Source organism: Vreelandella aquamarina, assembly GCF_900110265.1.
GTDB classification, from domain to species: domain Bacteria; phylum Pseudomonadota; class Gammaproteobacteria; order Pseudomonadales; family Halomonadaceae; genus Vreelandella; species Vreelandella aquamarina.
Map to the genome: position 1 here is coordinate 29,305 of NZ_FODB01000021.1, position 26,197 is coordinate 55,501.

Annotated in this window: 24 protein-coding genes, 1 pseudogene and 1 riboswitch; of the genes and pseudogenes, 12 read left to right on the forward strand and 13 right to left on the reverse strand. The window is 59.4% G+C overall.

What is annotated here, in order from left to right:
* The first annotated feature begins 84 nt into the window (after positions 1-84).
* Positions 85-1,068, forward strand: coding sequence for a LacI family DNA-binding transcriptional regulator (locus BMY49_RS07565; protein WP_089675333.1), 984 nt, complete (start codon positions 85-87; stop codon positions 1,066-1,068).
* Between the two features lie 139 nt (positions 1,069-1,207).
* Here BMY49_RS07565 and cdd read toward each other — a convergent pair whose 3' ends face one another.
* From cdd to BMY49_RS07600, 7 genes are all read right to left on the reverse strand, one after another.
* The gene (gene cdd, locus BMY49_RS07570; RefSeq protein ID WP_044629006.1) at positions 1,208-1,615 is read right to left on the reverse strand and encodes a cytidine deaminase; all 408 of its coding nucleotides are present in this window, start codon (positions 1,613-1,615) and stop codon (positions 1,208-1,210) included.
* 37 nt (positions 1,616-1,652) lie between these two features.
* The gene (deoD, locus tag BMY49_RS07575; protein WP_089675334.1) at positions 1,653-2,378 is read right to left on the reverse strand and encodes a purine-nucleoside phosphorylase; all 726 of its coding nucleotides are present in this window, start codon (positions 2,376-2,378) and stop codon (positions 1,653-1,655) included.
* A 93-nt stretch (positions 2,379-2,471) separates the two neighbouring features.
* On the reverse strand, positions 2,472-3,716 hold the full coding sequence (locus tag BMY49_RS07580; protein WP_089675335.1) for a phosphopentomutase: 1,245 nt from the start codon (positions 3,714-3,716) through the stop codon (positions 2,472-2,474).
* Positions 3,716-5,068: a thymidine phosphorylase gene (gene deoA, locus BMY49_RS07585; protein ID WP_089675336.1), complete on the reverse strand. Its 1,353-nt coding sequence runs from the start codon at positions 5,066-5,068 to the stop codon at positions 3,716-3,718. The genes BMY49_RS07580 and deoA overlap by 1 nt, the downstream gene beginning before the upstream one ends.
* Positions 5,069-5,875: a deoxyribose-phosphate aldolase gene (deoC, locus tag BMY49_RS07590; RefSeq protein WP_089675337.1), complete on the reverse strand. Its 807-nt coding sequence runs from the start codon at positions 5,873-5,875 to the stop codon at positions 5,069-5,071. It lies immediately after the preceding gene.
* A gap of 83 nt (positions 5,876-5,958) precedes the next feature.
* Complete coding sequence (locus tag BMY49_RS07595; RefSeq protein ID WP_089675338.1) at positions 5,959-7,242, reverse strand: NupC/NupG family nucleoside CNT transporter; 1,284 nt, start codon at positions 7,240-7,242, stop codon at positions 5,959-5,961.
* A gap of 34 nt (positions 7,243-7,276) precedes the next feature.
* Complete coding sequence (locus tag BMY49_RS07600) at positions 7,277-8,122, reverse strand: outer membrane protein OmpK (protein ID WP_044629012.1); 846 nt, start codon at positions 8,120-8,122, stop codon at positions 7,277-7,279.
* Between the two features lie 280 nt (positions 8,123-8,402).
* Here BMY49_RS07600 and BMY49_RS07605 point away from each other — a divergent pair, with 280 nt between their 5' ends.
* The 6 genes from BMY49_RS07605 to cyoE all read left to right on the forward strand — a co-directional run bounded on the left by BMY49_RS07605 (position 8,403) and on the right by cyoE (position 14,356).
* A complete protein-coding gene (locus BMY49_RS07605) occupies positions 8,403-9,170 on the forward strand; it encodes a DeoR/GlpR family DNA-binding transcription regulator (RefSeq protein ID WP_044629013.1) in 768 nt (255 codons plus the stop codon).
* Between the two features lie 289 nt (positions 9,171-9,459).
* Positions 9,460-10,506, forward strand: a complete 1,047-nt coding sequence (cyoA, locus tag BMY49_RS07610; RefSeq protein WP_089675339.1) for a ubiquinol oxidase subunit II — start codon at positions 9,460-9,462, stop codon at positions 10,504-10,506.
* A gap of 2 nt (positions 10,507-10,508) precedes the next feature.
* The gene (gene cyoB / locus BMY49_RS07615; protein ID WP_089675340.1) at positions 10,509-12,536 is read left to right on the forward strand and encodes a cytochrome o ubiquinol oxidase subunit I; all 2,028 of its coding nucleotides are present in this window, start codon (positions 10,509-10,511) and stop codon (positions 12,534-12,536) included.
* The gene (cyoC, locus tag BMY49_RS07620) at positions 12,536-13,147 is read left to right on the forward strand and encodes a cytochrome o ubiquinol oxidase subunit III (RefSeq protein ID WP_058575962.1); all 612 of its coding nucleotides are present in this window, start codon (positions 12,536-12,538) and stop codon (positions 13,145-13,147) included. The genes cyoB and cyoC overlap by 1 nt, the downstream gene beginning before the upstream one ends.
* 1 nt (position 13,148) lies before the next feature.
* Positions 13,149-13,475, forward strand: a complete 327-nt coding sequence (gene cyoD / locus BMY49_RS07625; RefSeq protein ID WP_044629017.1) for a cytochrome o ubiquinol oxidase subunit IV — start codon at positions 13,149-13,151, stop codon at positions 13,473-13,475.
* Positions 13,433-14,356: a heme o synthase gene (cyoE, locus tag BMY49_RS07630; protein WP_089675341.1), complete on the forward strand. Its 924-nt coding sequence runs from the start codon at positions 13,433-13,435 to the stop codon at positions 14,354-14,356. The genes cyoD and cyoE overlap by 43 nt, the downstream gene beginning before the upstream one ends.
* Positions 14,357-14,472: 116 nt before the next feature.
* Here the strand turns inward: cyoE and pta are convergent, their stop codons facing one another.
* Together pta and BMY49_RS07640 are read right to left on the reverse strand one after the other, a co-directional pair.
* Positions 14,473-16,656, reverse strand: a complete 2,184-nt coding sequence (gene pta / locus BMY49_RS07635) for a phosphate acetyltransferase (protein ID WP_089675342.1) — start codon at positions 16,654-16,656, stop codon at positions 14,473-14,475.
* Positions 16,653-17,837 (reverse strand): acetate/propionate family kinase, encoded by a 1,185-nt coding sequence (locus BMY49_RS07640; protein ID WP_062374788.1) that lies wholly within the window; start codon positions 17,835-17,837, stop codon positions 16,653-16,655. Before BMY49_RS07640 ends, pta begins: the two co-directional genes overlap by 4 nt.
* Before the next feature lie 153 nt (positions 17,838-17,990).
* On the opposite strand from BMY49_RS07640, the gene BMY49_RS07645 reads away from it, so the two are divergent.
* From BMY49_RS07645 to BMY49_RS07660, 4 genes are all read left to right on the forward strand, one after another.
* Positions 17,991-18,911 (forward strand): EamA family transporter, encoded by a 921-nt coding sequence (locus BMY49_RS07645; protein WP_058575965.1) that lies wholly within the window; start codon positions 17,991-17,993, stop codon positions 18,909-18,911.
* 132 nt (positions 18,912-19,043) lie between these two features.
* Positions 19,044-19,553, forward strand: coding sequence for a porin family protein (locus BMY49_RS07650; RefSeq protein ID WP_058575966.1), 510 nt, complete (start codon positions 19,044-19,046; stop codon positions 19,551-19,553).
* A 185-nt stretch (positions 19,554-19,738) separates the two neighbouring features.
* Positions 19,739-20,800, forward strand: coding sequence for an HlyD family secretion protein (locus BMY49_RS07655; protein WP_044629023.1), 1,062 nt, complete (start codon positions 19,739-19,741; stop codon positions 20,798-20,800).
* A 49-nt stretch (positions 20,801-20,849) separates the two neighbouring features.
* A complete protein-coding gene (locus BMY49_RS07660) occupies positions 20,850-21,908 on the forward strand; it encodes a DUF2955 domain-containing protein (RefSeq protein WP_058575968.1) in 1,059 nt (352 codons plus the stop codon).
* Here BMY49_RS07660 and BMY49_RS18245 read toward each other — a convergent pair.
* The 4 genes from BMY49_RS18245 to BMY49_RS07680 all read right to left on the reverse strand — a co-directional run bounded on the left by BMY49_RS18245 (position 21,886) and on the right by BMY49_RS07680 (position 25,966).
* Positions 21,886-22,149 carry a hypothetical protein gene (locus BMY49_RS18245; RefSeq protein WP_457853252.1) on the reverse strand — a complete coding sequence of 88 codons (264 nt, stop codon included), beginning with the start codon at positions 22,147-22,149 and terminating at the stop codon, positions 21,886-21,888. The two genes, BMY49_RS07660 and BMY49_RS18245, sit on opposite strands and share 23 nt — an antisense overlap.
* Positions 22,150-22,153: 4 nt before the next feature.
* Positions 22,154-24,070 (reverse strand): phosphomethylpyrimidine synthase ThiC, encoded by a 1,917-nt coding sequence (gene thiC / locus BMY49_RS07670; protein WP_089675343.1) that lies wholly within the window; start codon positions 24,068-24,070, stop codon positions 22,154-22,156.
* Between the two features lie 25 nt (positions 24,071-24,095).
* Positions 24,096-24,764 (reverse strand): thiaminase II, encoded by a 669-nt coding sequence (tenA, locus tag BMY49_RS07675; protein ID WP_089675344.1) that lies wholly within the window; start codon positions 24,762-24,764, stop codon positions 24,096-24,098.
* Positions 24,765-24,849: 85 nt separating this feature from the next.
* Positions 24,850-24,981: riboswitch (TPP riboswitch) on the reverse strand.
* A gap of 91 nt (positions 24,982-25,072) precedes the next feature.
* Positions 25,073-25,966, reverse strand: a complete 894-nt coding sequence (locus BMY49_RS07680) for an integron integrase (protein WP_244154935.1) — start codon at positions 25,964-25,966, stop codon at positions 25,073-25,075.
* 12 nt (positions 25,967-25,978) lie between these two features.
* On the opposite strand from BMY49_RS07680, the pseudogene BMY49_RS07685 reads away from it, so the two are divergent.
* Positions 25,979-26,197: pseudogene (locus BMY49_RS07685) on the forward strand (IS1380 family transposase); the annotation flags it as partial.

Consider the following 26,197-nt stretch of genomic DNA (forward strand, 5'->3'; position numbering starts at 1 on the left):
CGCAAGCGGCATTAGCGTCCGTGCATTCAGCGATTTTCGGCCCCGCTTTTTGTACAATCAGGGCCCGACTGGCTGAGGCATGGCATGAAACAGAACAAACCGAGCGCGCAAACCGCCACCATTCGTGAAATCGCCCGGCGTGCCGAGGTCTCGATTGCCTCGGTAAGCCGGGCACTCAATGGCAAGCCAGGGATCAGCGACGCGCTGCGCGACAAAATCCTCACCATCAGCCGCGAAGTGGCCTATCAGCCCAGCGCGGCGGCGCGGCAGCTCATCAGCGGCAAAGCCGCCGTCGTAGGAATCTCCCTTGGGCGGCAAGATATCGAGCTGCGCCCTTACTATATTCTGCTCTACCAGCACCTGACCGTCGCGCTGCACCAGCAGGGCATGGTGCCGATCTTTTTCCACCACGACCAAACCCATGAGCTGCCCGAACGGGCGGGCGCGGCGATTTTGCTAGGGGAAACGGGTGAAGACGAGCGCCCAGGCGTGCTGCGCGCGGCGGACATACCGTTTGTACGCATTGGCAATGCGGGGGAAGGCTTTTCGGTGGCTCCGGACGATGTCTCCGGGCTATACCAGATCACTCAGCATCTGATTCAACAAGGGCGAACGCGGATTGCCTTTGTGGGCGGAGAGTTGGACGTACCGCGCCCCCACAGCCGCCTTTCCGGTTACCAGCAAGCGATGGCAGAGGCAGCGCTTAGCGAGCAGCTACTCAGCCTGCCCTATCGGTTTACGTCCGACTCGCTCACTAGCTACCGCTACCTTAACCGTATTCTCAACCATGACGATCCACTACCGTTCGATGCGCTGGTCTGCGCTACCGACGAGCTGGCGCTCGGCTGTGTCGCCGCGCTGGAAGATCGCGATATTCGTGTGCCCGAAGACGTGGCCGTTACCGGCTTTGACGACCTGCCTACCTTAGCTACAGGCTTAACCACCGTGCGCCAGGATATTGCGGCCATTGCGGCGATGAGTGTCGAGCTGTTGAGCGAAGCGCTGGCGAGAAAAGCGCCCCGGCACGTGTCGCTGCCGGTGGCGCTTGTGTTGCGAGAAACGAGCTAAGAAGACCCCGATTTACTATTACGCTTGTCCATACTGCGTTGAAATTAACCTCAAAATGCTCATTTACTATCTGTAAACTCCGCTTTTTCGGTTAATTTCGCCTTGTCTGGCCTGCGCTCATAACGTAAATCATGGCCTTCTAACGCCCCGGCAACTGCTCCGGCCCAAAAGCATCGGGCAGCAGGCTGTCCATGGTGTAGGTTTTTAGCACCTCACCCTGCTTGGAGAGCACCATGATTTGCGTGCTGGGGGTGGCGAACTCGCGAATGCGCTGGCGGCAGTCGCCGCAGGGCGTGCAGAGATGCTCGCCGGGGCCCATCACGTATACCTTGGCAAGCTCGCGCTGGCCAGCGGTAATCATGGCGGAAATGGCCGAGGCTTCGGCGCATAGCCCTTTGTAGTGGGCCACTTCCACGTTACTACCGGCAAACTGCTGACCATCCGGGCACTCCATGACCGCTGCAACCGGGTGGTTGGAGTAGGGCGCGTAGGCGTTGCCCAGGGTGGTCAACAGCGTGTCTACCAGGGCCTGATCCGCTTGGCTCATGGCGTTATCCTCTCAGTGGGCGCTTGATTCCAAGCGGTTAAGCGCTGGCAGCGTCGTCGCGTAGAACGGTGTCGAGCGCAATCACCATCATGTCGTTGAAGGTGGTTTGACGGTCGGCGCTGGAGAGCGAGTCGCCTTTCAGAATGTGGTCAGACACGGTGCAGATGGTCAGTGCGCGGGCACCGAACTCAGCTGCCACGCCGTACAGGCCAGCGGCTTCCATCTCGACGCCGACAATGCCGTAGCGCTTCATCAGCTCGGCCATGTCGGTTTGCGGGTTGTAGAACAGGTCCGCCGAGAAGATGTTGCCGACTTTCACGGCGACGTTCTGCGCTTTGGCGGCCGCCACGGCGTGGCTGGCCAGCTCGAAGTCGGCAATGGCGGCCAGGTCGTGGTCATTGAAGCGCATGCGGTTCACTTTGGAGTCGGTGCTGGCGCCCATGCCAATCACCACGTCGCGCACGTTGACATCGTCGCGTACCGCGCCGCAGGAGCCGACGCGAATGATCGACTTCACGCCGTAATCGGTAATCAGCTCTTTGGCGTAAATGGAGACGGAGGGGATGCCCATACCGTGGCCCATTACGGAAATCTCGCGGCCTTTGTAGGTGCCGGTGTAGCCGAACATGCTGCGCACGTCGTTTACTTGGCGCACGTTCTCCAGGTAGGTATCTGCGATGTACTTGGCGCGCAGCGGGTCGCCGGGCATCAGTACAGTATCGGCGAAATCGCCCTTCTCGGCATTGATATGTGGGGTAGCCATGGAACACTCCTCTCTAAAAAATGTTTGGCCTGAATAACCCAATCAGTGGCATTCAGGCTGTGCACATCAGCGTGCTAATGGGGTTGTCGGCTTTTATGCCGCGTTCGGTAAAAAGCTCTCGCCATCGGCCATGGCGTCGACGGCAAAGAAATCCGCCAGGGTTTGGCCAATGTCGGCAAAGGTGCCGCGCTCGCCCAGCGGGCCGGGGGCGAAGCCTGCGCCGCGCACCATGATCGGCACGTATTCGCGGGTGTGCTCGGTGCCTTCCCAACTAGGGTCGCAGCCGTGGTCGGCGGTGAGCAGCAGCAGGTCGTCGTCGTTAAGGGCGGCAAGCAGCTCCGGCAGGCGGGCATCGAAGTGCTCCAGCGCAGCGGCGTAGCCCGGAACGTCCCGGCGGTGGCCATAGACCGAATCGAAATCGACGAAGTTGGTCATGATCATGGTCGGGCGGTCACTGGTTTCGTTGGCGGTGCGCGCCACTTCCGCCAGGGTGGCCTCCATCAGCGCGTCGTGGCCGCTGGCTTTGACCTTGTGGGTAATGCCGCAGTGGGCGTAGATGTCGGCGATCTTGCCAATCGACACCACTTCACCGCCGGCTTCAGCCAGCTTTTGCAGCACGGTGGGGGTCGGCGGCTCGATGCTGTAGTCGCGGCGATTGCCGGTGCGGGCAAAGCTTTCGCGGTCGTCGCCGATAAACGGGCGGGCGATAACACGGCCAATGTTGTAGGGCTCCAGCAGCTCGCGCACGGTTTCGCACAGCGCATAGAGGCGCTCCAGGCCAAAGTGCTCTTCGTGGGCGGCAATCTGGAACACGGAGTCGGCCGAGGTGTACGCGATCGGTTTGCCGGTGGCGATATGCTCTTCGCCCAGGCGCGCAATAATCTCGGTGCCCGATGCGTGGCAGTTGCCGATCACGCCCGTTAAATCCGCTTCCTGAACAATGCTATCCAGCAGTTCCAAGGGGAAACTGTTGGTTTTGTCGAGAAAGTAGCCCCAGTCAAAGCGCACCGGCACACCGGCAATTTCCCAGTGGCCGGAAGGGGTGTCTTTCCCGCTGGAGATCTCTTTGGCGTGGGCGTAAGCGCCGTTCAACTGCTCGGGCAGGCTGACGCCTTCCGCCACGCTACCGGTGGCATCCCGGTGGGCGTGGAACAGGCCGAGCGCGGCCATGTTAGGCAGCTTCAACGGGCCGGAGCGCTCGGCGGTATCTGCCTCGCCACGGGCGCAGGCCGCGGCGATGTGGCCCAGGGTGTCGGCACCTTGGTCGCCAAAGGTAGCGGCGTCCGGCGCGCTACCGATTCCAAAAGAGTCGAGTACTAAAACAATGGCACGGCGCATTAGGCTTCTCCTCGGAAGGTCTCTTGCAGCAGTGTGTCGGCGGTGGCTTCAGCGTCACCGATGGTGACCGCCGCGCGTAGCTGGGCGGCGGCACGGGCGGCGGCCTCTTCGGTGCGGGCGTGGACGATGGCCAGCGGGCGCTGGCTATCCACGCGGTCGCCGATTTCGACGATATCGCTAAACCCGACGCTGTGGTCGACGCTGGCGTCGTTACGCAGGCGACCGCCGCCCAGTTCCACCACGCTCATACCTACGGCGCGGGTATCGAAGCGCTGTACGATACCGCTCTGCTCGGGGTACACCGCTTGAATCACCGGGGCGGTGGCCAGGTAGCTGTCCGAGCGCTCCATAAAGTCGGCGGGGCCGCCTAGTTCGCGCACCATGCGGGCGAAGACTTCCGCCGCCGCGCCAGAGGTGAGCGCTTTATCGAGCTTGGTGAGGGCTTCTTCGCGGTTAGCCACCAGCTTACCCGCAATCAACATCTCAACGGCGAGTTCGCGGGTGACTTGCATCACGCGGCTGTTGGCGCGCTCGCCGCGCAGTAGCGCCAGGGTTTCGACGATCTCTACCGCGTTACCGGCACAGGGGGCCAGCGGTTGGCTCATATCGGTGAGCAGCGCGGTGGTGGGCGTGCCCGCTTGGGTCGCGACATTGGCGATACTTTTCGCTAGCTCGCGGGATTTTTCCGGGGTGGGCATAAATGCGCCGCTGCCGACCTTAACGTCCATGACCAGGGCGTCCAGGCCAGAGGCCAGCTTTTTACCCAGGATGGAAGCGGTAATCAGCGGAATGGATTCCACGGTGGCGGTCACGTCGCGCACGCCGTAGATGCGCTTATCCGCCGGGGCGAGGTTGCCGGTTTGGCCGATAATCGCCACACCGGTGGATTTTACGACATCGCTGAAGCGCTCGGGCGCGGGGTAGGGGTCGTAGCCGGGGATTGATTCCAGCTTGTCCAGCGTGCCGCCGGTGTGGCCCAGGCCACGGCCAGAAATCATCGGCACGAACGCGCCGCAGGCAGCGACCCAGGGGCCGAGCACCAGCGATACCAGATCGCCCACGCCGCCGGTGGAGTGCTTGTCCACAATCGGGCCGGGCAGGTTGAGGGAATCCCACTGCATGACGTGGCCAGAATCGCGCGTCGCGGTGGTCAATGCCACGACTTCTTCGCGGCTCATGCCGTTTAAAAACACCGACATGGTGAAGGCGCCAATCTGCGCGTCGCTGATGCGGTCGTCGGCGATGCCCTGTACGAAGGCTTTGATCTCTTCAGCGGGAAGCGGCTGGCCGTCGCGCTTCAGGCGAATCAGTTCTTGGGGGAGCAGGGCGTGGTGAGATGCGTTTGACGACATTTAGTAGCCTCCATTGGTCGCGGCATCGGCATTGCCGTTTAGCGTGTTCAGTAGGTTCGTCAGTAGGCTGGATGCACCGAACCGGAAGTACTCGGGCGTCACCCACTGCGGGCCCATGATGTCGGCAGCCAGCGCCAGGTACTGGGCCGCTTCTTCGGCGGTGCGAACGCCACCAGCGGCTTTGAAACCGACATTTTTACCGCTGGCTTTGATGGCTTTTAGCATGATCTCGGCGGCTTCCAGGGTAGCGTTGACCGGTACTTTACCGGTGGAAGTTTTGATAAAGTCCGCGCCACCTTCGATGGCCAGCTCGCTAGCGCGTTGGATAAGCGCAGGCTCTTTGAGTTCGCCAGATTCGATGATGACTTTTAGCTGGGCTTGTCCGCCGCAGGCGGCTTTACACATTTCTACCAGCTCGCGGCCGGTCTCTTCATCGCCTGCCATCAGCGCACGGTAAGGAAACACCACGTCGACTTCGTGAGCGCCAGACGCCACGGCTTCGCGGGTTTCACGGGCAGCGCCCATGATATCGTCGCCGCCGTGGGGGAAGTTGGTGACCGTGGCGATCTTGACTTGGCTCTCCAGCTTGTGGGCGCTGAGCGCGCGGGCAGCGGTGACGATGAACTGCGGATAAACGCACACCGCCGCCGGGTTGCCGAACGGCGTCTTCACCTGCTGGCACAGCGCTTCGATCACGCTGTCGGTGTCGCTGTCGTTCAGGCTGGTCAAATCCATCAGCGTCAACGCTTGGCGAGCGGCTTGGGTGAGTTGGGCTTGAGTGAGCTGGGGGAAGGCAGTCGCGTTCATGAAATTCTCGCAAATCGATAAAAGACAAAACGGGCACTGCGAAAACATAGCAGCGCCCGTTGAATGGTGTGGTGCTCGCTGCGTTAAGCCGTCAGGTTGCCAAGCGCAATAAAGAAGCCAGCAATGGATGCCGACATCAAGTTAGAGAGCGTACCGGCCAATACGGCTTTCACACCGAAGCGGGCAATCTCTTTGCGGCGCGTGGGCGCAATGCTACCCAGGCCGCCCAGCAGAATCGCAATGGACGACAGGTTGGCAAAGCCACATAGCGCAAAGGAGAGAATCGCCATGGTGTGCGGGGTCATCATCTGACCCGTTGCCGCCACCACCTGTTCCCCATCGATATAGGGGGCCAGGTTGATGTAGGCTACGAACTCGTTGACCACCAGCTTTTGGCCGATGAAAGAACCTGCCAGCGTTGCCTCTTCCCACGGCACGCCGAGCAGGAACGCCAGCGGCGCAAACAGCCAGCCGAGAATCAGCTCGAGGCTCAGCGATTCAAAGCCGAACCAGCCGCCAACGCCGCCTAAAATGCCGTTGATCAGCGCGATCAAGCCGATGAACGCCAGCAGCATGGCACCCACGTTGGCCGCCAGCATCAGGCCGGAGGTCGCGCCGGACGCCGCGGCATCCAGTACGTTGGTAGGCTTGTCGTCCTGCTCTTTCAGCTCTTCATCGACCTTGGAAACGCTGTCGCTATCTTCCACGTTCTGGGTTTCCGGCATGATCAGCTTGGCGAACAGCAGGCCGCCAGGCGCCGCCATGAACGAGGCCGCCACCAGATACTCCATGGGAATGCCCAGCGCTGCGTAGCCTGCTAGAACGGAACCGGCTACCGAGGCTAAGCCACCACACATCACCGCAAATAGCTGCGAAGGCGTCATGCGAGCAATAAACGGACGCACCACCAGCGGTGCTTCGGTTTGGCCGACAAAGATGTTCGCAGTCGCAGAGAGCGATTCGGTGCGCGAGGTGCCCAGTGCTTTTTGCAGTGCGCCGCCCAGAATCCGAATGACCCACTGCATGATGCCTAGGTAGTAGAGCACGGCAATCAGCGACGAGAAGAAGATGATGACCGGCAGTACTTTGATAGCAAAGACAAAGCCGACGTTTTCCACATCGGCTAGGCCGCCAAACAGGAAGCCGATACCGTCGTTAGCAAACACCAGTACCTGGCTAACACCGGCGGAAATGGTTTGCAGCACCGCCTGGCCGAACGGCACGTAGAGCACGAATGCACCGATACCGGCCTGGATAGCAAAAGCACCCAGTACGGTGCGCAGCCGAATCGACTTGCGGTCATAAGAGAAGATTAGGGCGATGGCCACCAGGGTGACCATACCAACCAAGCTCATGATGAGGGTCATGGGAGTACCTTCGGATCGTGAGGAGTGGGAGCGATTACAGCAAGTTCAACTTAACTGAGTAGATCATCGCATTTTGGTAAGCGTCCGGGGTACCCAGTTTATTCTCTGAGTAGCGGTACTGCACGCCCGTGGTGATCAGATCAGACGGGTGCCACCACAGGCTCAGTGCGCCGTTGGTACCTACGCTGCCTGCTTTATCGCCCACGTAGTTCTGGGTCAGGTACTCGTCATCACGGCCGAAGGTCTGCTCGTGCCAGTTGGTCACGCTGAAGTTTTGGTTCAGAGCGGTGAAGTCGTAGCCCGCGACCCAGCCAGCCATAAAGCCGTTCATGCCAGTGTAGCTATTGCTCTGTACCCGCGCGGCGCCGATGAACGGTTTGAACCATAGGCCGTTATCGAACGTGGTGCGGTAGCCAAGACCCAGAATTTGGTCTTGCTCGCGAAGTTCATAGCCGTAGTCGCGGAAATCGTACAGGTGGGCGTACAGCGAAAGTGGGCTGTCACCCAGGTAGATGTGCGAGGTCACTTGGCCGGAGGTACGGAAGTTGTCTTTACCGCCACTGGCTTGGTCGAACTGATCGTTAGTGGGGTTCTCGAAATCGAAGAAGCCGTAAAATTCGCCCCAGCTAAAGCCAACGCCGCCTTCGATTTCAACATACGTAAAGTCGCTTTTCGCTGCGTTGCTAGCAGTGCGCGCTTCGGTGCCGTTCGACCAGTCCAGGTAGTTGACTGAAACGTTGGCAAACGACCAAAGGCGGTCAAGGGTGTGCGGCTCGGCATCGTCGGCAAACGCTGGAGTTGCCAAGGCAGCACTTGTCAGTAAAACGCCAGCGCCAAGCGTGACGAACGAAGAAGAACGAGAGTGGGATAAAGCAGTCATGGAAGCCTCAACAGGGTTATATTACGGTACCAGAGCAACTGGCGTACCGACGTTGTGGGTCGTCTAGGCTGGCGTAATGTTAAAATTATAACATTGAGTGTTATTTTTTTAACGTTGATTTGCAAGCATTGTCACATCAACGCTGTTTAAATGTGATAAGCGCATCATGGCGGAGTCTAACGCTGTGTCGCAGTGGAAATCAGTAAGGGGCTGACGCAGCATAGGTAGCCCAGTTGGGTCTAACATCGATAACAACATGCATCATAAGGAGATGCCTGCTATGAATGACCGGAGCGCACAGCGCATGGCGATGTTGCAAGAAGCGTTGGCTAGCGGGGGAACACTGCATCTTCGCGATGCCGCCGAGCTGTGCGGAGTCTCCGAAATGACCATTCGTCGGGATCTTTCAACGCAACCTTCAGCCATTAGCCTGCTGGGTGGGCGGCTAGTGATGGCAAGCTGCCCCGGCGTGACGCCGGTATACGACCTTACTGAGCAGCAATCGAGCCACTATCAGGTCAAACAGCGTCTTTGCCAGCGTGCGGCCAGCTTTATTGAAGAGGGCGACACGCTGTTTATCGACTGCGGCTCGACGTTGATTCCACTGCTCAGCCAGCTAAGCCGTTTTCATGAATTAACGGTGGTCACCTATGCCCTTAACGTTGCCAACGCCGTGGCAGCGCTGCCCAATGTGCGCCTAGTGCTGCTGGGCGGGCTGTTCTACGCTTCCTCCCAATCATTTGGCAGCGACGGTATGGGCGCAGCTATCGAGCGTTTGGGCATCAATAAAGCGCTGATCTCCGCCGCTGGGGTGGATTGCGAACGGGGAGTAAGCTGCTTCCATTTTCATGAAGTCGGGCCTAAGCAGGCGGCGATTGCCACCGCGATGCAGCGGCTTTTGATTGTCGATGCCAGTAAGTTCGGCGTGGTGCGTCCGGCCTATTTTGCCTCGCTGGAGGATTTCGATATCGTCGTCACCGACGACGAGCGTGCCCCTGGCCTGCTGGAGCGCCATCCACTGCCCACCTTGAGCGTCACGCTCGCCTAAACAGAGAGGATGCTGCTTGGCACCCAACGGGTGCGCAGGGTGCGGCATAACGTCTCTTTCTGATTGACCCAGATCAATAGAAAATACTTTAGTCTTAGTTGATGCACGCAAGGTGCACGGCCAAGGCTCGCCACCAACCCCTAAGGTGGCGCATATTTTTCCCGGTGCAACGCAGTTGCGCTCACTGTTCTGGGAAAAGTATGGGGCGATAGTTAGCTTGCTACTTAGCTGGCTATTTAGTCGGCTAGATAGTGGGCTGTTTTAGACAACTCTCTGATGAGATCACACCATGCAACTACCTACCCACTGGCGCAGGCGAGGCACTTTTGTGCTCGCCGTATTGTGCTTGCTGTTAACGGGCTGCAGTTCTGCATTGCTGGATCCCAAGGGGCAGATTGGCGTTGAGCAGCGCTCGCTGATTCTGACCTCCTTTGGGCTGATGCTGATTGTGGTCATTCCGGTGATTGTGATGACGCTACTGTTTGGCTGGCGCTACCGGCGCAGCAATAGCGTTGCCAAGTATCTGCCGGACTGGGCGCACTCCAATGCCATCGAAGCGGCCGTTTGGACCGTTCCCTGCTTGATCATTGCCGTTCTGGCGTTCCTCACCTGGAAAACCTCCCACAGCCTAGACCCCCACAAACCGCTTGAGAGCGACGTGGCGCCCATGGAGATTCAAGCCGTGGCGCTGGATTGGAAGTGGCTGTTCATCTACCCCGAACAGGGCATTGCTAGCGTCAATGAACTGGCGTTCCCGGTAGATACCCCAGTGCGCTTCCGAGTGAGTTCTGGCTCGGTAATGAACGCGTTCTTCATTCCACGTTTAGGCAGCCAGATTTACGCCATGGCGGGCATGGATAACGACGTTCACCTGATTGCCGACGAAGAGGGCGTCTACCCCGGCCGTTCCACCAACTACAGCGGCGCTGGCTTCTCTGGGATGACCTTCGATGCCCACGTCACCTCTCCGGCGGAATTCGATGCCTGGGTGGAAAACGTGCGCACAGCCGATGACACCCTAACCTTCCCTGAGGGCTACAACGCCCTGGCAGAGCCGAGTGAATACCACCCGGTGGAGTACTTCTCGGCGGTCACGCCCGAGCTGTATGAGTCGATTGTCAGCAGCTTCCACGGCGGTGAAGGCAGCGGGCACGGCGGTCATGCAAGCCACGGTGACGCCATCAGTGATGCCCACGATAGCCACGGTGAATCCAGCGAGCTAGAGAGCGCCAGCGCGTCTCAACAGCAGGCCGCGATCGGCCATGTTACCAATCAGCATGCGGGTGATGAACACGCCATGGGCGGCCATCCCACAAGCGTTGAAGCGGGGGGTTAAGCATGTTTGGAAAACTCACGTTAGAAGCCATTCCATACCACGAACCGATCATTATGGTCGTTGCCGCCTTTATGGCGATTGGGGGTGCCGCGCTACTAGGCGCACTGACGTACTACCGAAAATGGGGCTGGCTGTGGAACGAGTGGTTCACCTCCGTTGACCACAAAAAGCTCGGCATTATGTACTTTGTGGTGGCCTTGGTCATGCTGCTGCGTGGCTTTGCCGATGCCATCATGATGCGTACCCAACTGGCCATGGCGGCCGGGGGTGCCGCAGGTTATCTCCCTCCTGAACATTACGATCAGATCTTTACCGCCCACGGCGTAATCATGATCTTCTTCGTTGCGATGCCCATGGTCATCGGCCTGATGAACCTGGTGGTGCCGCTGCAAATCGGCGCCCGCGACGTTGCTTTCCCGTTTTTGAATAACCTGAGTTTCTGGCTGTTCGCTGTCTCAGCTATTTTGGTTAATATTTCCCTTGTGGTAGGGGAGTTCGCCAAGACCGGCTGGCTCGCTTATGCGCCTTTATCGGGGATAGAGTTCAGCCCTGGGGTGGGGGTCGATTACTGGATATGGGCCTTGCAGATATCCGGGATAGGCACGACGCTCACCGGTATCAACTTCTTCGTCACGATCCTGAAAATGCGCACCAAAGGCATGACGCTGTTCCGCATGCCGATCTTCACCTGGACATCGCTGTGCGCCAATATCCTGATCATTGCCTCGTTTCCCATTCTGACCGCGACCATTGCCCTGCTGACGCTGGATCGCTACTTCGGCATGCACTTCTTCACCAATGACTTTGGCGGCAACATGATGATGTACGTCAACCTCATTTGGGCCTGGGGTCACCCGGAAGTGTACATTCTGATTCTGCCGGCCTTTGGCGTGTTCTCTGAAGTCATCGCCACCTTCGCCCGCAAGCGCCTGTTTGGTTACAAAACCATGGTCTGGGCCACGGTGGCCATTACGCTGCTGTCGTTCATCGTCTGGTTGCACCACTTCTTCACCATGGGTGCAGGGGCCAACGTCAATGCCTTCTTCGGCATCATGACGATGATCATTGCCATCCCCACCGGGGTGAAGGTGTTCAACTGGCTGTTTACCATCTTCCGCGGCAGCCTGGAGCTGACCTCGCCAGTGCTATGGACCCTGGGGTTCATCATCACCTTTACTCTAGGCGGTATGACCGGCGTGATGCTGGCGCTGCCAGCAGCCAACTTCGTCCTGCACAACAGCCTGTTCGTCATTGCCCACTTCCACAACGTGATCATTGGCGGCGTGGTGTTCGGCATGATGGCGGGCCTGACCTACTGGTTCCCGAAAGCGTTCGGCTTCACGCTGAGCGAGAAGTGGGGCAAGCGCTCGTTCTGGTGCTGGTTCATTGGCTTTTACGTCGCGTTCATGCCGCTCTATGTCTTGAGCTTCTTCGGTGCCGTGCGCCGTATGCAGTCCTACGCCAATCCTGAGTGGCAACCTTGGATGATTCTGGCCTGGGTAGGTGCCGTGATCATCATGATGGGGATTGCCTGCACCATCATTCAGTTCTGGGTCAGTATCCGCGACCGCAAGCTGAATGCAGATCTAACCGGCGACCCCTGGGATGGCCGCACGCTGGAGTGGTCGACCTCTTCTCCTGCGCCGTTCTACAACTTTGCTCGCCTGCCGGAAGTCGGTGACATCGACAGCTTCTGGTCGCAAAAGCAGCGGGGTAACGAGCAGTTGGACGAAGCGCCCTACACCGATATTCACATGCCGCGTAACACCGTGGCGGGGCCGGTCATCAGCTTCTTCGCGCTGATTCTAGGCTTTGCGCTGGTGTGGCATATCTGGTGGCTGGCAGCCGTGGGTGCATTGGGCGTCGTCGTCAGTTTCATCGCCCGTGTATTCAACGAAGATATCGACTACTACGTGCCCGCCGCCGAAGTGGCGCGCATCGAGCGCGCGCATGAAAAGCGCAAAACGTCTGCGCCGAGCAGCGCAGCGTCTGACCGTGAACAGACCAACTATGTGGAGGCACGCGCGTAATGGCCACCGATACCCTACATCATGGCGCCGCGTCCGAGCCCCATGAGCACCACGACGCGACCGGCACGAAAGTATTTGGCTTCTGGGTCTACTTGATGAGTGACCTGGTGATCTTCGGGTCACTGTTCGCTACCTACGCCGTGCTGATGAAAGGCACGGCCGCCGGGCCAACGGCGGCAGATATTTTCGAGCTGCCCTTTGTGCTGGTGGAAACCTTTCTGCTGCTGTTCAGTAGTTTCACCTTTGGCATGGGCGTACTGGCGATGAATGCCGAGCGCGTCGGCCAAGTAAAAGCGTGGCTGGCGATCACCTTCTTGCTCGGTGCCGCGTTCGTCGGTATGGAAGTGTACGAGTTTCAGCACTTGATTCATCAGGGCTACGGCCCTGATCAGAGCGCGTTTCTCTCGTCCTTCTTTACCTTGGTCGGCACCCACGGCCTCCACGTGACCGTTGGTTTGGTGTGGATTCTAGTGATGCTGGTGCAGCTTTCGACCATGGGCATCACCCCGATGACACGTCCGCGGATTCTGTGCCTGAGCCTGTTCTGGCACTTCCTGGACATCGTGTGGATCTGCGTGTTCTCGTTCGTTTATCTGATGGGAGTGCTGTGACATGAGTCATTCATCATCTTCAACGTCTTCCCACGGCAGCGTTAAATCGTATGTGACGGGGCTTCTGCTATCTTTAGTGCTAACCGTGATTCCGTTCGCGGTCGTTATGAGCGGTGCGTTGAGCACCGCCACGACGGTGGTGGTCATCGCTATAACAGCCGTGCTGCAGATTTTGGTCCAGCTGGTCATGTTTATGCATATGAATACCAAAGCCGACGAAGGCTGGAACGTGATGTCCTTCGTTTTCACACTGACGATACTCGTCCTGGTGGTAGGGGGCTCGTTATGGATCATGCAGCATCTGCATCTCAACATGATGATCGGCTAAACGTGGCGCCGAGCCGCTGGCGCGACGTGCTGGCGCTTACCAAGCCGGGGATCATTGGTGGCAACTTGATCGCCACGCTGGGGGGCTATTTTCTAGCCGCCCACGGCACCTTCGATGTCGTCACGTTTGCCTCGGTGATGCTGGGCATTGCGCTGGTCATTGCCTCGGGCTGTGCCTGCAACAACGTCATCGACCGGGATATCGATGCACTGATGGCGCGTACGCGCCATCGCCCGCTCGCCAAGGGGCGTATCTCGATTACCCAGGCACTGGGTATTTCGGCGCTGCTGGGCGTGGCGGGGATCGTGTGCCTGGCATTGGGCACCAATGGCTTGACGGTGGCGCTGGCGGTGATTGGCTGGGGCGTGTATGTCGGGGTCTACAGCCTCTACATGAAGCGCCACTCCGAGTACGGCACGCTGGTGGGCAGCCTTTCCGGGGCCATGCCCCCTGTGGTGGGCTACTGTGCCGTCACGGGGCAGTTCGATAGCGGTGCGCTGATGCTACTGGTGATTTTCTGCCTGTGGCAAATGCCGCACTCCTATGCCATTGCGATTTTCCGCTATGCGGATTATCAGCGGGCATCAATTCCGGTGCTGCCGGTGGTGCACGGGATCAAAATGGCCAAGCATCACATCCTGGGCTATATCGTGGCGTTCATTCCCGCCTCGCTGGCGCTGGTCCTGGCCAGCCAGGCAGGGATGGGGTATCTGTGTGTGGCGCTGGTCATGGGCGGCTACTGGCTCTACCTCGCACTGCGCGGTTATCGGTTAGATGACGATGTTCGTTGGGCCAGGAAAGTGTTTGGGGTCTCTATTCTGACGATCACCGCGATGAGTTTGGTGATGGTGCTGGAAGCCATGGTGCCCATGTGGGTGTAATGCCTAACAACGATTGAACCTGACGCAAAACCTGAAACGCCCCGAACAGTGAACTGTTCGGGGCGTTCTTTTTAGCGTGGCTTTCAGCGGATACGTATACAGGGCTCGGCGAGTGCCTAGCCTTGCCGCTGGCTGGCCTGGATTGCGGTGAGGGCGATGGTGTAGACGATGTCATCCACCAGGGCGCCGCGGGACAGGTCGTTCACCGGCTTGTTCAAACCCTGCAGCATCGGGCCCACGCTGACCACTCGGGCGCTGCGTTGAACGGCTTTGTAGGTGGTGTTGCCGGTGTTGAGGTCGGGGAACACGAACACGGTGGCCTTGCCCGCTACGGGGGAGTCGGGGGCTTTTTGCTTGCCCACGCTTTCGATGGCGGCGGCGTCGTACTGCAGCGGGCCGTCGATAGCCAGGTGCGGCGCGCGCTCCTTGGCGATGCGGGTCGCTTCGCGCACTTTATCCACGTCGGCGCCGGTGCCGGAGTCGCCGGTGGAGTAGCTGATCATCGCCACGCGCGGCTCGATGCCGAAGGCCTCGGCAGAGCGGGCGCTTTGTAGGGCAATTTCGGCAAGCGTTTCGGCATCCGGGTCTGGGTTCACCGCGCAGTCGCCGTACACCACCACCTGCTCCGGCAGCAGCATGAAGAAGATCGACGATACCTGATTGTACTCAGGGGCCGTTTTGATCAGCTGAAACGCCGGGCGAACGGTGTTGGCAGTGGTGTGAACCGCGCCAGACACCAGGCCATCCACTTCATCGAGCTGCAGCATCATGGTGCCCAGCACCACGTTATCCTGAAGCTGCGCTTCGGCGGTCAGCTCGTTGAGCTTGCCGCGACGGCGCTCCACCATCGGGCCAATGTAGCTGGCGCGGGTGCTTTCCGGGTCGATGATGGTCAGCGCATCGGGCAGCGTGAGGCCACGGTGATGGGCGACGCTCTCGATATCTTCGCGTTTGCCCAACAGTACGCAGTCGGCAATGCCACGGCGCTGGCAGATGATTGCCGCCTCGATGGTGCGCGGCTCGTCGCCTTCCGGCAGCACGATGCGCTTTTTGGCTTGCTGAGCAAGCTTCACCAACTGGTGGCGGAACGCCGACGGCGAGAGGCGGCGGGTGTAGCTACGGCTCAGCTTGGCTTTCAGCCACTCCAGGTCCATGTGTGCCGCCACGAAGCGGGCCACCTGCTCGGCGCGCTCGAAGTCATCCATGGGGATTTCAGTGCTGAGCTGGCTCAGGTTCTGCGCCGTGGTCAGGCTGTCGGTTTCTACCGCCAGCACCGGCAAGCCGGTTTTCAGCGCTGGGCGGCACATCTCGATCATGCCCTCGTTGGGCAAGAAACCGTTGGTGAGTAAAACGCCCGCCAGCTGGGTGCCGTTCATGGTGGCCAGCGCGGAGGCCAGCACCACATCGTCACGGTCGCCGGAGGCCACGACCAAGCTGCCCGGGGTGAAGATATGCAGCGCATTGGCCGCACTTCGGGCGCACAGGCTGGTAGATAGCACGCGGCGGCTGGCGGCTTCGCCTTCGTTGAGCATCTTGGCATTCAGCGCCCGGGCTACGTCTAGCGTGCGCGGAGCGCTCAGGGTCTTGCTGTAGGGTACCACGCCAATCAGGTGGAAGCGGTCGGTGGCTAGCGCCGGGGAGTAGCGTCGCAGTTCGTTGAGTACCGGCTCTTCCAACTGCGGTTTGATGGTGCCCGGCGCGGCCGAAAGGTCATCCTCTTGACCGTAGGGCAGGTTTTTCATGCGCATCAGAATGCCGCCCAAGGTGCGGCTGGAGCTGACGCCGCCAAAGCTTCGAGCGTGCATATCCAGCTCTTCCGCCAGCGTCTGGGGCTCGTTGAGATCCCCGGAGCCCACCAGAATGATCCGCGCGTTCAGCGCATGAGCGAGCTGCACATTGGTTTGAGTGGCGTAGGTGGTGTGCTGGGTCGGCACGACGCCTTCCACCACGATCAGATCCAGCGCGCTGCCGTCTCGGTAGGCCTGCTGCACCACCTGCTCGTAGAGCTCGATGACGTTTTCCATCAGCTCGTCGGTTTGGTCGTCGCGCAGCAGCCGCTCCAGGCGTGCCTGGGAAATAGGCGAGGGCGGGCGCTGGTTCAGCGTCCGCGAGACCAGCGCCGTCGAGCGGTCAAGGCCCGGGCCGTTCAGCTCGTTCTGCATGAACGGCTTCAGAAAGCCGGCTTTCAGGCCAATGGTGTCCAGCGCCTGAATCAGGCCCAGACAGGCCGAGGTCAAGCCTGCCCCCATGCTGGTGGGGACAAGCAGAATGGCTTGGGGTTGCTCGGGGGAGCTGTTCATTCAGGGGTCTCCACGCAGTGGCGGGTTTCCATGGCAATGCGGCCCTCTTCATCGGTGGGGATCACCCACACTTCCGGGCCTTGATGACCAGCGCTATCCAGCTTGCCCTCTTTGCCACGGATGGTGGCTTCATTGGCCGCTTCATCTAAGCTGAAACCAAAGTGGGGCAGCAGGGCCAGCACTTCACGACGTACGATAGGCGAGTTTTCGCCAATACCGCCAGTGAAGATCACGCCGTCTAACTTAGGTAATGCACAAGACAGCGCCGCCAGGGATTTGGCAATGCGGTAACAGAAGACGTCCAGCGCCAACTTGGCGCCAGGGTGCCCGGCCATGGCTTGGTCTTCTACTTCGCGCATATCGTTGGTCAGGCCGGAAAGCCCCAGCAGGCCGCTCTGCTTGTTCAGTACGTTATCGATTTCATCTAGCGACCAACCTAACTGGCGGTGCAGATGCGCATGCAGGCCGGGATCCACGTCGCCGCTGCGGGTGCCCATCACCAGGCCTTCCAGCGGGGTAAGGCCCATGCTGGTATCCAGGCTCTGGTTGTTCCACACGGCGCTGGTGGAGCAGCCGTTGCCCAGGTGAGCGGTAAGCCAGCCGCCTGCGCCACGGCTGCTCAGCTCGCCAGCGCGCTGGCTAACAAAGGCGTGGCTGGTACCGTGGAAACCGTAGCGGCGAATGCCGTGCTCGGTATACAGCGCTTCCGGCAGTGCATAGCGATAGGCGCGGGGCGGCAGCGTCTGGTGGAACGCCGTATCGAACACGGCCACCTGAGGCAGGTCCGGAAACACCTTACGAGTCGCGGCAATGCCCGCTAGGTTGGTGGGGTTATGCAGCGGTGCTAAGGCAGCGGTGGTCTCGATGGCCTCGATCACACTGTCATCGATCAGCGCTGCTTGGGTGAAGTGCTCGCCACCATGAACGATGCGGTGGCCCACGGCCCCCGGTACGCGACCTTCCAAACGCTGAAGAATGGCGTTCAAGGCGTCGGCGTGGTCAGCATTCGGCAGCGGTTGGGTAAAGCTTTCACCGGCGCTGTCTTTACCTTTCAAGCGGGCGTCGCTGCTGCCTAAGCGCTCCGCTAGCCCGGCCAAGCGTGGTGCCTGCGGGTCCGCATCGATCAAAGCGTATTTAATAGAAGAAGAGCCACAGTTAATGACCAGCACCGGTGCGTTCATAACCACCTTTGTAACGTAATGAGGAAGTTAAGGGAATAGACTTTAGTTTAACATGCTGCGACGCGGAAAATCAGCGAAGAATTTAGTTAGCCTTCTATGTAAAATGTCGGCATCCTGTTCCTTATATAACCAATCGTGAGCCGTTTTGTTCCTATGTCCTCAATTTCAAGCCCCACACTGCTACCCCGACATCTCGCTATTCTGCTGATGATGACGGTGGCGACGATGTTCGCTGCTAACCACGTCTCAGCTCGGCTGGCGTTTGATAATGGCACAGGATTGCTCTTAGCGGTGTTGATGCGCTCAGGCGTGGCTTGCTTGATTCTGCTTTCCTTGGTGATTCTTCAGAAAAAACGCCTTTGGCTGCCTCCGGGAGCGTGGCGCTGGCAGCTCGCGGTGGGGCTTCTTATTACGCTGCAAAGTGTCAGCTTATATTCCGCCGTGGCGCGCTTGCCGGTGGTGATTGCGCTGCTGCTAGTGAATACCTTTCCTATTCAACTGGCGCTGATTAGTTGGGCGCTGGGCGGCCCTCGGCCATCGCTGCGCAGTTGCTTGATTATGGGCACCATTCTGATTGGCCTGTTGGTGGTGCTGGATATTCCTAGCTGGGTGGCCAACGCCGATGCCATGGGGCCGGAGTGGCTGGCAGGCATTGGCTTTGGTCTGTTTGCCGCGTTCGCGTTTGCCTGTGCGCTGTGGGTGACCGAGCATCGCTTGGCCGGGGTAGGCAGCACGCTGCGCAGCCTGCTGACTATGCAAACCGTGTTTATCGCCATGATTATTGGTGGGTTTTTAGGGGCGGTGCCGGGCGGTATGAGCCTGCCGGACAACAGCACCGGCTGGGTAGGTCTAACGCTGCTGGCGTTGCTGTACGGTAGCGGGTTCTCGATTCTGTTTATTTTCGTACCCCGGCTGGATATGGCCCGCAACGCTCCAGTGATGAACTTCGAGCCGGTGGCGTCGCTGTTGATAGCCTATCTGGTACTGGGCCAAATGCTCAGCCCTAGCCAACTCGTGGGCGGCGCGGTGGTGGTTGGGGGCATCGTCGTACTGAGCCTTTCCAAAGGGCGTTAGAAAACGTCATCAACAGCGCAAGAAAAAAGGAAACTCGATGCAAGTGCCAGTAGGTGAATTGCGTTCTTCATGGGCCTAGGCCACACTTCGAAAGCGTAAGGAAACACTGTTTTTTTAACTGAGGTGATCCCCATGAAGATGACCGTACTATCACTGACCTCTGCAGCGCTTCTGTTAGGTGCAGGTGCGTTTGCGGCATCCGCCCAAGCCCAAGAATCTTTCCAATACCCACAAGGATACGTGGGTGGCGATGCCATGTTTTGGAGCCTCAACCCTGACCGTGGCGACTCCCGTGACGATGTCGGCCTACGCCTGCGCGGTGGTGCCCAATTCAACGATTATTTCGCCCTCGAGGGCCACCTAGGCACCGGCGGTTCGGATCGCGGCGCCGATCTAGACCATCTGGCGGGTGCGTATGCTAAAGGCATCCTCCCGGTAGCGCCCAACTTCCGTCTTTACGGTTTAGCGGGTTTCTCCGAGGTCGAGATCAGCGATAATCGCGAAAGTGGTCTCTCTTACGGCGCGGGTGCCGAGATGGATATTGCTAACAACGTCTCGATTGGTGCCGACTACATGCGCTACCTGGACGAGTCCGCCTACGATTTCGATGCGGCGAGCGTAGGCCTTCGCTACCGCTTCTAACACGGCAAGCGTTTAGCGCTTATTCATCAAGGGAATAGGACCCCGCTGACCGAGCACAGACTCGGCAGCGGGGTTTTTTTACGATTATTGTTAGCGTGCTAATAAATTTGTTAGACTAAGGTATTCCATCTAACGCTACCCCGAGTGCACGTGACCGCTTGGGGGCCAGTGAACGAGTAATACCCATGACCCCTGATCAACGATTTACCCGCTGGGTGAAAATAGCCCTGGCGGCGTTTGTAGTGCTGTTCGTCTATTTCTTACTCGCCGATAGCTTTATGCCCATGACTCCGGAAGCGCGCGCGATGCGGCCCGTGACGCGTATTGCGCCGGAGCTCAGCGCGCCGGTGAAAGACGTGGTGGTGCGGGACCATCAGCGGGTGAACGCGGGCGATGTGCTGTTTCAGCTAGATACGACGCCGTTCGAGCTGGCACGCCAGCAGGCTGCGCTGAATCGCGAGCAGGCCGAGCAGGAGAACGCTCGGCTAACCGCCGAATTGGCGGCGGCGCGAGCCTCGCTGGCATCAGCTCAAGCCACGTTCGAAGAGCGCAGCGGTGAGCGCCACCGCGCTGAGGCGTTGTTAGGGCGGCAGGGCATCTCCCGCCAGCAGTACGAGCAGCAAGTGGCCGCCGAGCATACGGCCCAAGCTGCCGTGGCGTTTGCCCGCGCGCAAATCGATAGCCTAGAAGTGCAGCTAGGTGAAGAGGGCGACGCCAACCTGCGGCTGCGCCAGGCCGACAATGCGCTCGCCCAAGCCGAGTTAAACGTGGCCCGTGCCACGGTAAGAGCGCGGGAGGCGGGCGAAGTCACCAACCTGCAGCTACAGCCGGGGGATTACGTACAGGCCGGCCAGCCCGCCGTGGCGCTGGTGGCCAGCCGTGTCGACGTCGTGGCCGATTTTCGCGAGAAAAGCTTGCGCCACGTGAAGGAAGGCGACGAAGCAACGGTGGTGTTCGATGCGCTGCCGGGACGACTGTTGGCAGGCCACGTGAGCGCGTTCGATGCCGGTGTGCGGGAAGGGCAGCAAGTGGCCGACGGGCAGCTGGTGGACATTCCGACCTCCGACCGCTGGGTGCGCGATGCCCAGCGGGTGCGTATTCACATCACGCTGGACGAGCCTTTGGACGAGCTTCCGCCCAGCGGCGCGCGGGCCACGGTGCAGCTAGTGCCCGGCGAGCACGCGCTGGCCAAGCCGTTTGCCTGGCTGCAGGCTCGGCTCGTGAGCTGGCTTCATTATGTCTACTAAATCGCCTACTCAATCAAGTGCGCGTACGGGAACATCCGCTACGCGCTCAGTGCCCGCTTCCTCGGCGCTCAGTCAGAATGGGTTTAGCCAGAACGGACTTAGCCAAAACGGACTGCGCCAGTGCCTGCGGGTCGCGGGCGGCGGCACCTTGGGGTTCATCATCAGCCAATTGATGGGCTGGAATTACGGCGTCTTCTTTACCGTATTCCCGATGTTCTTGCTGGGGTTGGTGCCGGTGCTGAATGGCTCGATCATTCGCCAGTTTCTCTCCAACGTGAGCCTCAACGTGCTGGAGGTGAGCCTGGTGGTCGGGCTGTTAAAACACATGCCCGTGGTGATGACGCTGGTAGTGCTGGGGCTGTTTTTGCTGCGTTTCAACTTAATGGCCAAAGGCCCGCTGTTTCTGTTTGGTGCCAACGGAGTATTGACGCTCAGCATACTGCTGCACTTTGCCAGCTACCCCAGTGTGGATTTGAGCGACCTGTTGGCCAGCAACCTCATGGCCAGTGTGCTGGCGGTGTTCATCGCCATGCTGATGTACACCCTGTTCCCCGATAGGGAACCCCGCCAACCGCCACCCAGAGGCAGCAAATCGACGGCGCAAATCCGCCATGAAACCCTGATTGGCGGCATCACCGCCACGCTTTCGTTCGTAGTGTTTCAGGTGCTCGATCTGCGCGGGTCGCTCTCGGCGCAAATGGCCACCATCTTGATTCTGTTTACGCTGGGCTACTTTGGCGCGCAGGTGTCGGCGGCCAAGCGCGCGGTGGGCACGCTCTTGGGCTGTAACCTCGCGCTGGTGATGCAGCTGGCGCTCTACACCCAAAGCCACCACTTTGTGCTGGTGATTCTGCTTTATTGGCTGGGTTTGATGCTGTTTGCGCGGGAGCACATCTTGGAAGGCGGCGGTTCCGGCATCGGGTTTGGCGGGCTCACCACCATGGGCATTCTGTTCGGCCAGTCGTTGGGGCCACAGCAGGACTTGGTCTACAGCGCGCTGTATCGCTTTTCGTCCATGAGCATAGCGCTGATCGGCACGCTATCGGTGATGATTTGTCTGCACTATCTGCTCAACCGCTGGGAACCTACTCGCCTGCTCGAAAAGTAGTTGAGGTGATTTTTAACGACGGACTACGCTGAAAAGAGCCGCCGGGAAAGCTAAAGAAGCCGCCGGTAAGGCCACCGGCAGCAGCAAAGCCGCAGTCAAAGGCAAAGCCCAGCAAGCCAAAGGCGAACTGCAAAAAGGTAAAGGCGATGCCAAGGAAGGGGCCAAGAAGAACAAGAAGAAAAAGTGATGCTTGTTGCGCAAAAGGAACAACCGGAGCCCATGGCTCCGGTTGGGGTGTCACAGGGCTACACCTCCTGGTACAGCTCGCTGCCTTCCCGGCGGAACTTCTCCGCCTGCTCCTGCATACCGCGTTTCACCGCTTCGGCATCGCTTTCGCTGGCGTTTTCCGGCGTGCGGTCGCGGTAGGTGTCGCGCACTTCCTGGCTGATCTTCATGGAGCAGAACTTCGGCCCGCACATAGAGCAGAAGTGCGCCACCTTAGCGGAGTCCTTCGGCAGGGTTTCATCGTGGAATTCCCGGGCGGTGTCCGGGTCCAGGCCCAGGTTGAACTGGTCTTCCCAGCGGAATTCGAAGCGCGCTTTAGAGAGCGCGTTATCACGGCGCTGCGCCGCCGGATGGCCCTTGGCCAAATCCGCCGCGTGGGCGGCAATCTTGTAGGTGATGATGCCGGTTTTCACGTCGTCCTTATTGGGTAGGCCCAAGTGCTCTTTCGGCGTCACGTAGCAGAGCATGGCGCAGCCAAACCAGCCGATCATCGCCGCCCCAATGCCGGAGGTAATGTGGTCGTAGCCGGGGGCGATATCCGTCACCAGCGGCCCAAGCGTATAGAAGGGCGCTTCGTCGCAGTACTCCAGCTGCTTGTCCATGTTCTCTTTCACCAGGTGCATGGGCACGTGGCCGGGGCCTTCGATCATCACCTGCACATCGTGCTTCCAGGCAATGTGGGTGAGTTCGCCGAGGGTTTTCAGCTCCGCCATTTGCGCTTCATCGTTGGCATCGGCAATCGAGCCGGGGCGCAGGCCGTCGCCGAGGGAGAACGCCACATCGTACTGCTTGCAGATCTCGCAGATCTCTTCGAAGTGGGTGTACAGGAAGCTCTCCTGATGGTGATACAAACACCACTTCGCCATGATGGAGCCGCCACGGCTGACGATACCGGTGACGCGGTTGGCGGTGAGCGGCACGTAACGCAGCAGTACCCCGGCGTGGATAGTGAAGTAATCCACCCCCTGTTCCGCCTGCTCGATCAGCGTATCGCGGAAGATCTCCCAGGTGAGGTTTTCGGCAATGCCGTTGACCTTCTCCAGTGCCTGATAAATGGGCACCGTGCCAATCGGCACCGGCGAGTTGCGGATGATCCACTCGCGGGTTTCATGGATGTTCTGGCCGGTGGAGAGATCCATGATGGTATCCGCCCCCCAGCGGATGCCCCAGGTCATCTTGTCCACTTCCTCTTCGATGGAAGAGGTGACCGCCGAGTTGCCCAGGTTGCCGTTGATCTTCACCAGGAAGTTGCGGCCAATGATCATCGGCTCGCTTTCCGGGTGGTTGATGTTGTTGGGAATGATCGCCCGGCCACGGGCCACCTCATCGCGCACGAACTCCGGCGTGATCTCCTTGGGCAGGCTGGCGCCAAAGCTCTGGCCTGCATGCTGATGGCCCAGAATGCGCTCCACCTCCGCCGTACCCAACGCCTGGCGGCGCTGGTTTTCCCGTAGGGCGATGAACTCCATTTCCGGCGTGATGATGCCCTGGCGGGCGTAGTGCAGCTGGGTCACGTTCTTGCCTGCTTTCGCGCGGCGGGGTGTGCGGGTCAAATCAAAGCGCAGCTGGGCAAGGGTGGGGTCGTTGGCGCGGCGCTGGCCGTACTGGCTGGTAGGGCCATCCAAAAACTCGGTGTCGTTGCGCTCTTCGATCCAGGCCCGGCGAAGCTCCGGCAGGCCTTGGCGCAAATCGATATTGGCGCTGGGATCGGTGTAGGGGCCGGAGGTGTCGTACACCAGCAGCGGCGGGTTCTGTTCATCCACGCCGCTGGTTTTGGTGGGCGAGAGAGTGATTTCCCGAAACGGCACGCGAATATCTGGCCGCGAGCCTTCCACATACACCTTGCGCGAGCCGGGCAGCGGCGCCACGGCGGCGGCATCGACCTGGGCGGTTTCGGCTAAAAAGTGTGCGGTGTTGCTTTTGACGGTCTTGGTCATGACGGTTGCTCTATGTTGTAGGAGATTATTCAGAAAGGTCTAAACCCATCTGCCAGAAGTCGATTTCCAGACGGGTGGCATCGCGGAAGATTTTGCTTAGCTCAGCAAAGCGGGCGGGGGTGACATCCGCCAAGCGGGCATCGAGCCACGCAAGCTCCGCCTGCATGGCGGCCTGGAACTCCTCGCCTTCGTACATGGCGATCCAGGCATCAAACGGGTTTTGCGCGCCGCGCAGCGTGGAAGGCTGCGCGTTCAGCCAGTTGGCGATTTCGCCATAGCCGACTAGGCACGGGGCCAGCGCCACGTGCAAATCGAGCAGGTCGCCGCGGTTGCCGGTATCCAGCACATAGCGGGTGTAGGCCAGCGTAGCGCGGGCTTCGGGGAGTTCGGCAAGCTCCTGCTCGGAAATCCCCCACTCCTGGCAAAAGCCCACGTGCAGGCCCAGCTCTACATCCACGATGGCTTTCATGCCTTCGTGGGCTTGGCGTAGATCCGCCAGGGTGGGGCTTTTGTAGGCGGCCAGCGCGTAAGCACGGGCGAAGTGGATCAAGAACAGGTAATCCTGCTTCAGGTAGTGGCGAAACGATGCCTCAGGCAGCGTGGCGTTGCCCAGCTGGTGCACGAAATCGTGCTCGATATACGCGCGCCAATCTTGCTCGCAAGCGGTGGTGAGATCGGTAAAGCGGTAGCCCATATTGGATGCCTCCGGTGGTACAGCGAACCGGCGCACGGGCGAAGGGAGAGTGAGTTGGGGCAAGGTATCAGGTGAACACGGCGCACCCCAACCACCGCTTGATTCCTACGCCGGTACTAGCCGGATCAGGTTCAACGGGCCCCGCCGTGACGACTTGCTGCAGCAGCCAGCCGTATAGCGATCTCAGCCGGTTCCACCGGCACCCCGTCAAGCAGTATTCAGCGCAGTGTAGGAGGCGAGAGGGGGAGATGCAAGGGGCGTTAGCTTGATCGAACACACGGGGTTCATGGAAGCATAACTGCCCTTCACTAACCCAATGGACTTCTGACACCCGCAAACCCATTGCCTAGCACATGGGTATATATTTGGGTGGTCTCGATACTTTTATGGCCCAGCAGCTCTTGAACAGTGCGAATGTCAGTACCTTGGCTTAGTAGCTGAGTGGCGAAACTGTGCCGCAAAGAGTGGCATGAGCCAGGGCGTGTTAAAGAAGATGAGCGCATGGCATATTTGACGGCTTTTTGGACGGCAGAGGCATGAATGTGATGTAGAACGACGCGCCCCCTCTCATCGAAGCAAGGCCTAGAGGAAGGGAAAAGCCACTGCCATGCAAGTGAAATACCCGCGTTCGGGTATTTACGGTCCAGAGCATATGGCAGTGACACAGGAGTAGCGTTGGCTTCAAGGCGAGCGTTCAGTTGTTGTTCTGCCATTTGTATATGCGTATGTAATGGCTGGACGCAAGAAGGCGGCAGTAGCGTGGTGCGGTCTTTGTTGCCTTTGCCTGCATACACCGTGATGATTTGCCTTGAGAAATCAATATCTTTGACGCGAAGCCGACAAGCTTCGGAGACACGTAAACCTGAGCCGTACATAAGTGAGGCCATGAGAAGCATAGAGCCAGACAAGTGCTGAAATACCTCCATTACTTCCTGATGGGAAAGCACCACTGGTAAGCGCTGAGGGCGCTTAGCTCGGCTAAATTGACCAATCTCGCCAAGCGGCTGGTCCAGCACATGGCGATAAAGGAAGACGATGGCATTGAGTGCTTGATTCTGTGTAGCCGCTGCCACGTGCCTTTCGATTGCCAGATATTCCAAAAATTGCCGTACTTCATGACCTCCTGAATCCGTGAGACCGGCCCCCGGAAGCACTTCTAACCCACTGACCTGCATGGCAATATAGCCATTATCGCCATTCACCCAGACAGTGCCATGCCCAACATAAAGTTCCGCGCCAGTTGCCGCACCCTCACCAGCCACGCCGGGCTGTCCATCATCGGGCAATGCTTCGAGATCGCTGGCGTCGACAGCATCGACAGCCGCTTCCCCACCACGCTGGGCATGCGCACCAGTGACGTGATCAAGAGCTACCTGGGCCTGCTGTGTCTGGGCATGAGCGACTATGACGCTGTCGAGAACTTCCGCCGCGAC

Bases quoted from the DNA above. Each gene is read 5' to 3' on its own strand.
- BMY49_RS07565 (WP_089675333.1), top strand. From the start codon at position 85: ATGAAACAGAACAAACCGAGCGCGCAAACCGCCACCATTCGTGAAATC.
- cdd (WP_044629006.1), bottom strand. From the start codon at position 1,615: ATGAGCCAAGCGGATCAGGCCCTGGTAGACACGCTGTTGACCACCCTG.
- deoD (WP_089675334.1), bottom strand. From the start codon at position 2,378: ATGGCTACCCCACATATCAATGCCGAGAAGGGCGATTTCGCCGATACT.
- BMY49_RS07580 (WP_089675335.1), bottom strand. From the start codon at position 3,716: ATGCGCCGTGCCATTGTTTTAGTACTCGACTCTTTTGGAATCGGTAGC.
- deoA (WP_089675336.1), bottom strand. From the start codon at position 5,068: ATGTCGTCAAACGCATCTCACCACGCCCTGCTCCCCCAAGAACTGATT.
- deoC (WP_089675337.1), bottom strand. From the start codon at position 5,875: ATGAACGCGACTGCCTTCCCCCAGCTCACTCAAGCCCAACTCACCCAA.
- BMY49_RS07595 (WP_089675338.1), bottom strand. From the start codon at position 7,242: ATGACCCTCATCATGAGCTTGGTTGGTATGGTCACCCTGGTGGCCATC.
- BMY49_RS07600 (WP_044629012.1), bottom strand. From the start codon at position 8,122: ATGACTGCTTTATCCCACTCTCGTTCTTCTTCGTTCGTCACGCTTGGC.
- BMY49_RS07605 (WP_044629013.1), top strand. From the start codon at position 8,403: ATGAATGACCGGAGCGCACAGCGCATGGCGATGTTGCAAGAAGCGTTG.
- cyoA (WP_089675339.1), top strand. From the start codon at position 9,460: ATGCAACTACCTACCCACTGGCGCAGGCGAGGCACTTTTGTGCTCGCC.
- cyoB (WP_089675340.1), top strand. From the start codon at position 10,509: ATGTTTGGAAAACTCACGTTAGAAGCCATTCCATACCACGAACCGATC.
- cyoC (WP_058575962.1), top strand. From the start codon at position 12,536: ATGGCCACCGATACCCTACATCATGGCGCCGCGTCCGAGCCCCATGAG.
- cyoD (WP_044629017.1), top strand. From the start codon at position 13,149: ATGAGTCATTCATCATCTTCAACGTCTTCCCACGGCAGCGTTAAATCG.
- cyoE (WP_089675341.1), top strand. From the start codon at position 13,433: ATGGATCATGCAGCATCTGCATCTCAACATGATGATCGGCTAAACGTG.
- pta (WP_089675342.1), bottom strand. From the start codon at position 16,656: ATGAACAGCTCCCCCGAGCAACCCCAAGCCATTCTGCTTGTCCCCACC.
- BMY49_RS07640 (WP_062374788.1), bottom strand. From the start codon at position 17,837: ATGAACGCACCGGTGCTGGTCATTAACTGTGGCTCTTCTTCTATTAAA.
- BMY49_RS07645 (WP_058575965.1), top strand. From the start codon at position 17,991: ATGTCCTCAATTTCAAGCCCCACACTGCTACCCCGACATCTCGCTATT.
- BMY49_RS07650 (WP_058575966.1), top strand. From the start codon at position 19,044: ATGAAGATGACCGTACTATCACTGACCTCTGCAGCGCTTCTGTTAGGT.
- BMY49_RS07655 (WP_044629023.1), top strand. From the start codon at position 19,739: ATGACCCCTGATCAACGATTTACCCGCTGGGTGAAAATAGCCCTGGCG.
- thiC (WP_089675343.1), bottom strand. From the start codon at position 24,070: ATGACCAAGACCGTCAAAAGCAACACCGCACACTTTTTAGCCGAAACC.
- tenA (WP_089675344.1), bottom strand. From the start codon at position 24,764: ATGGGCTACCGCTTTACCGATCTCACCACCGCTTGCGAGCAAGATTGG.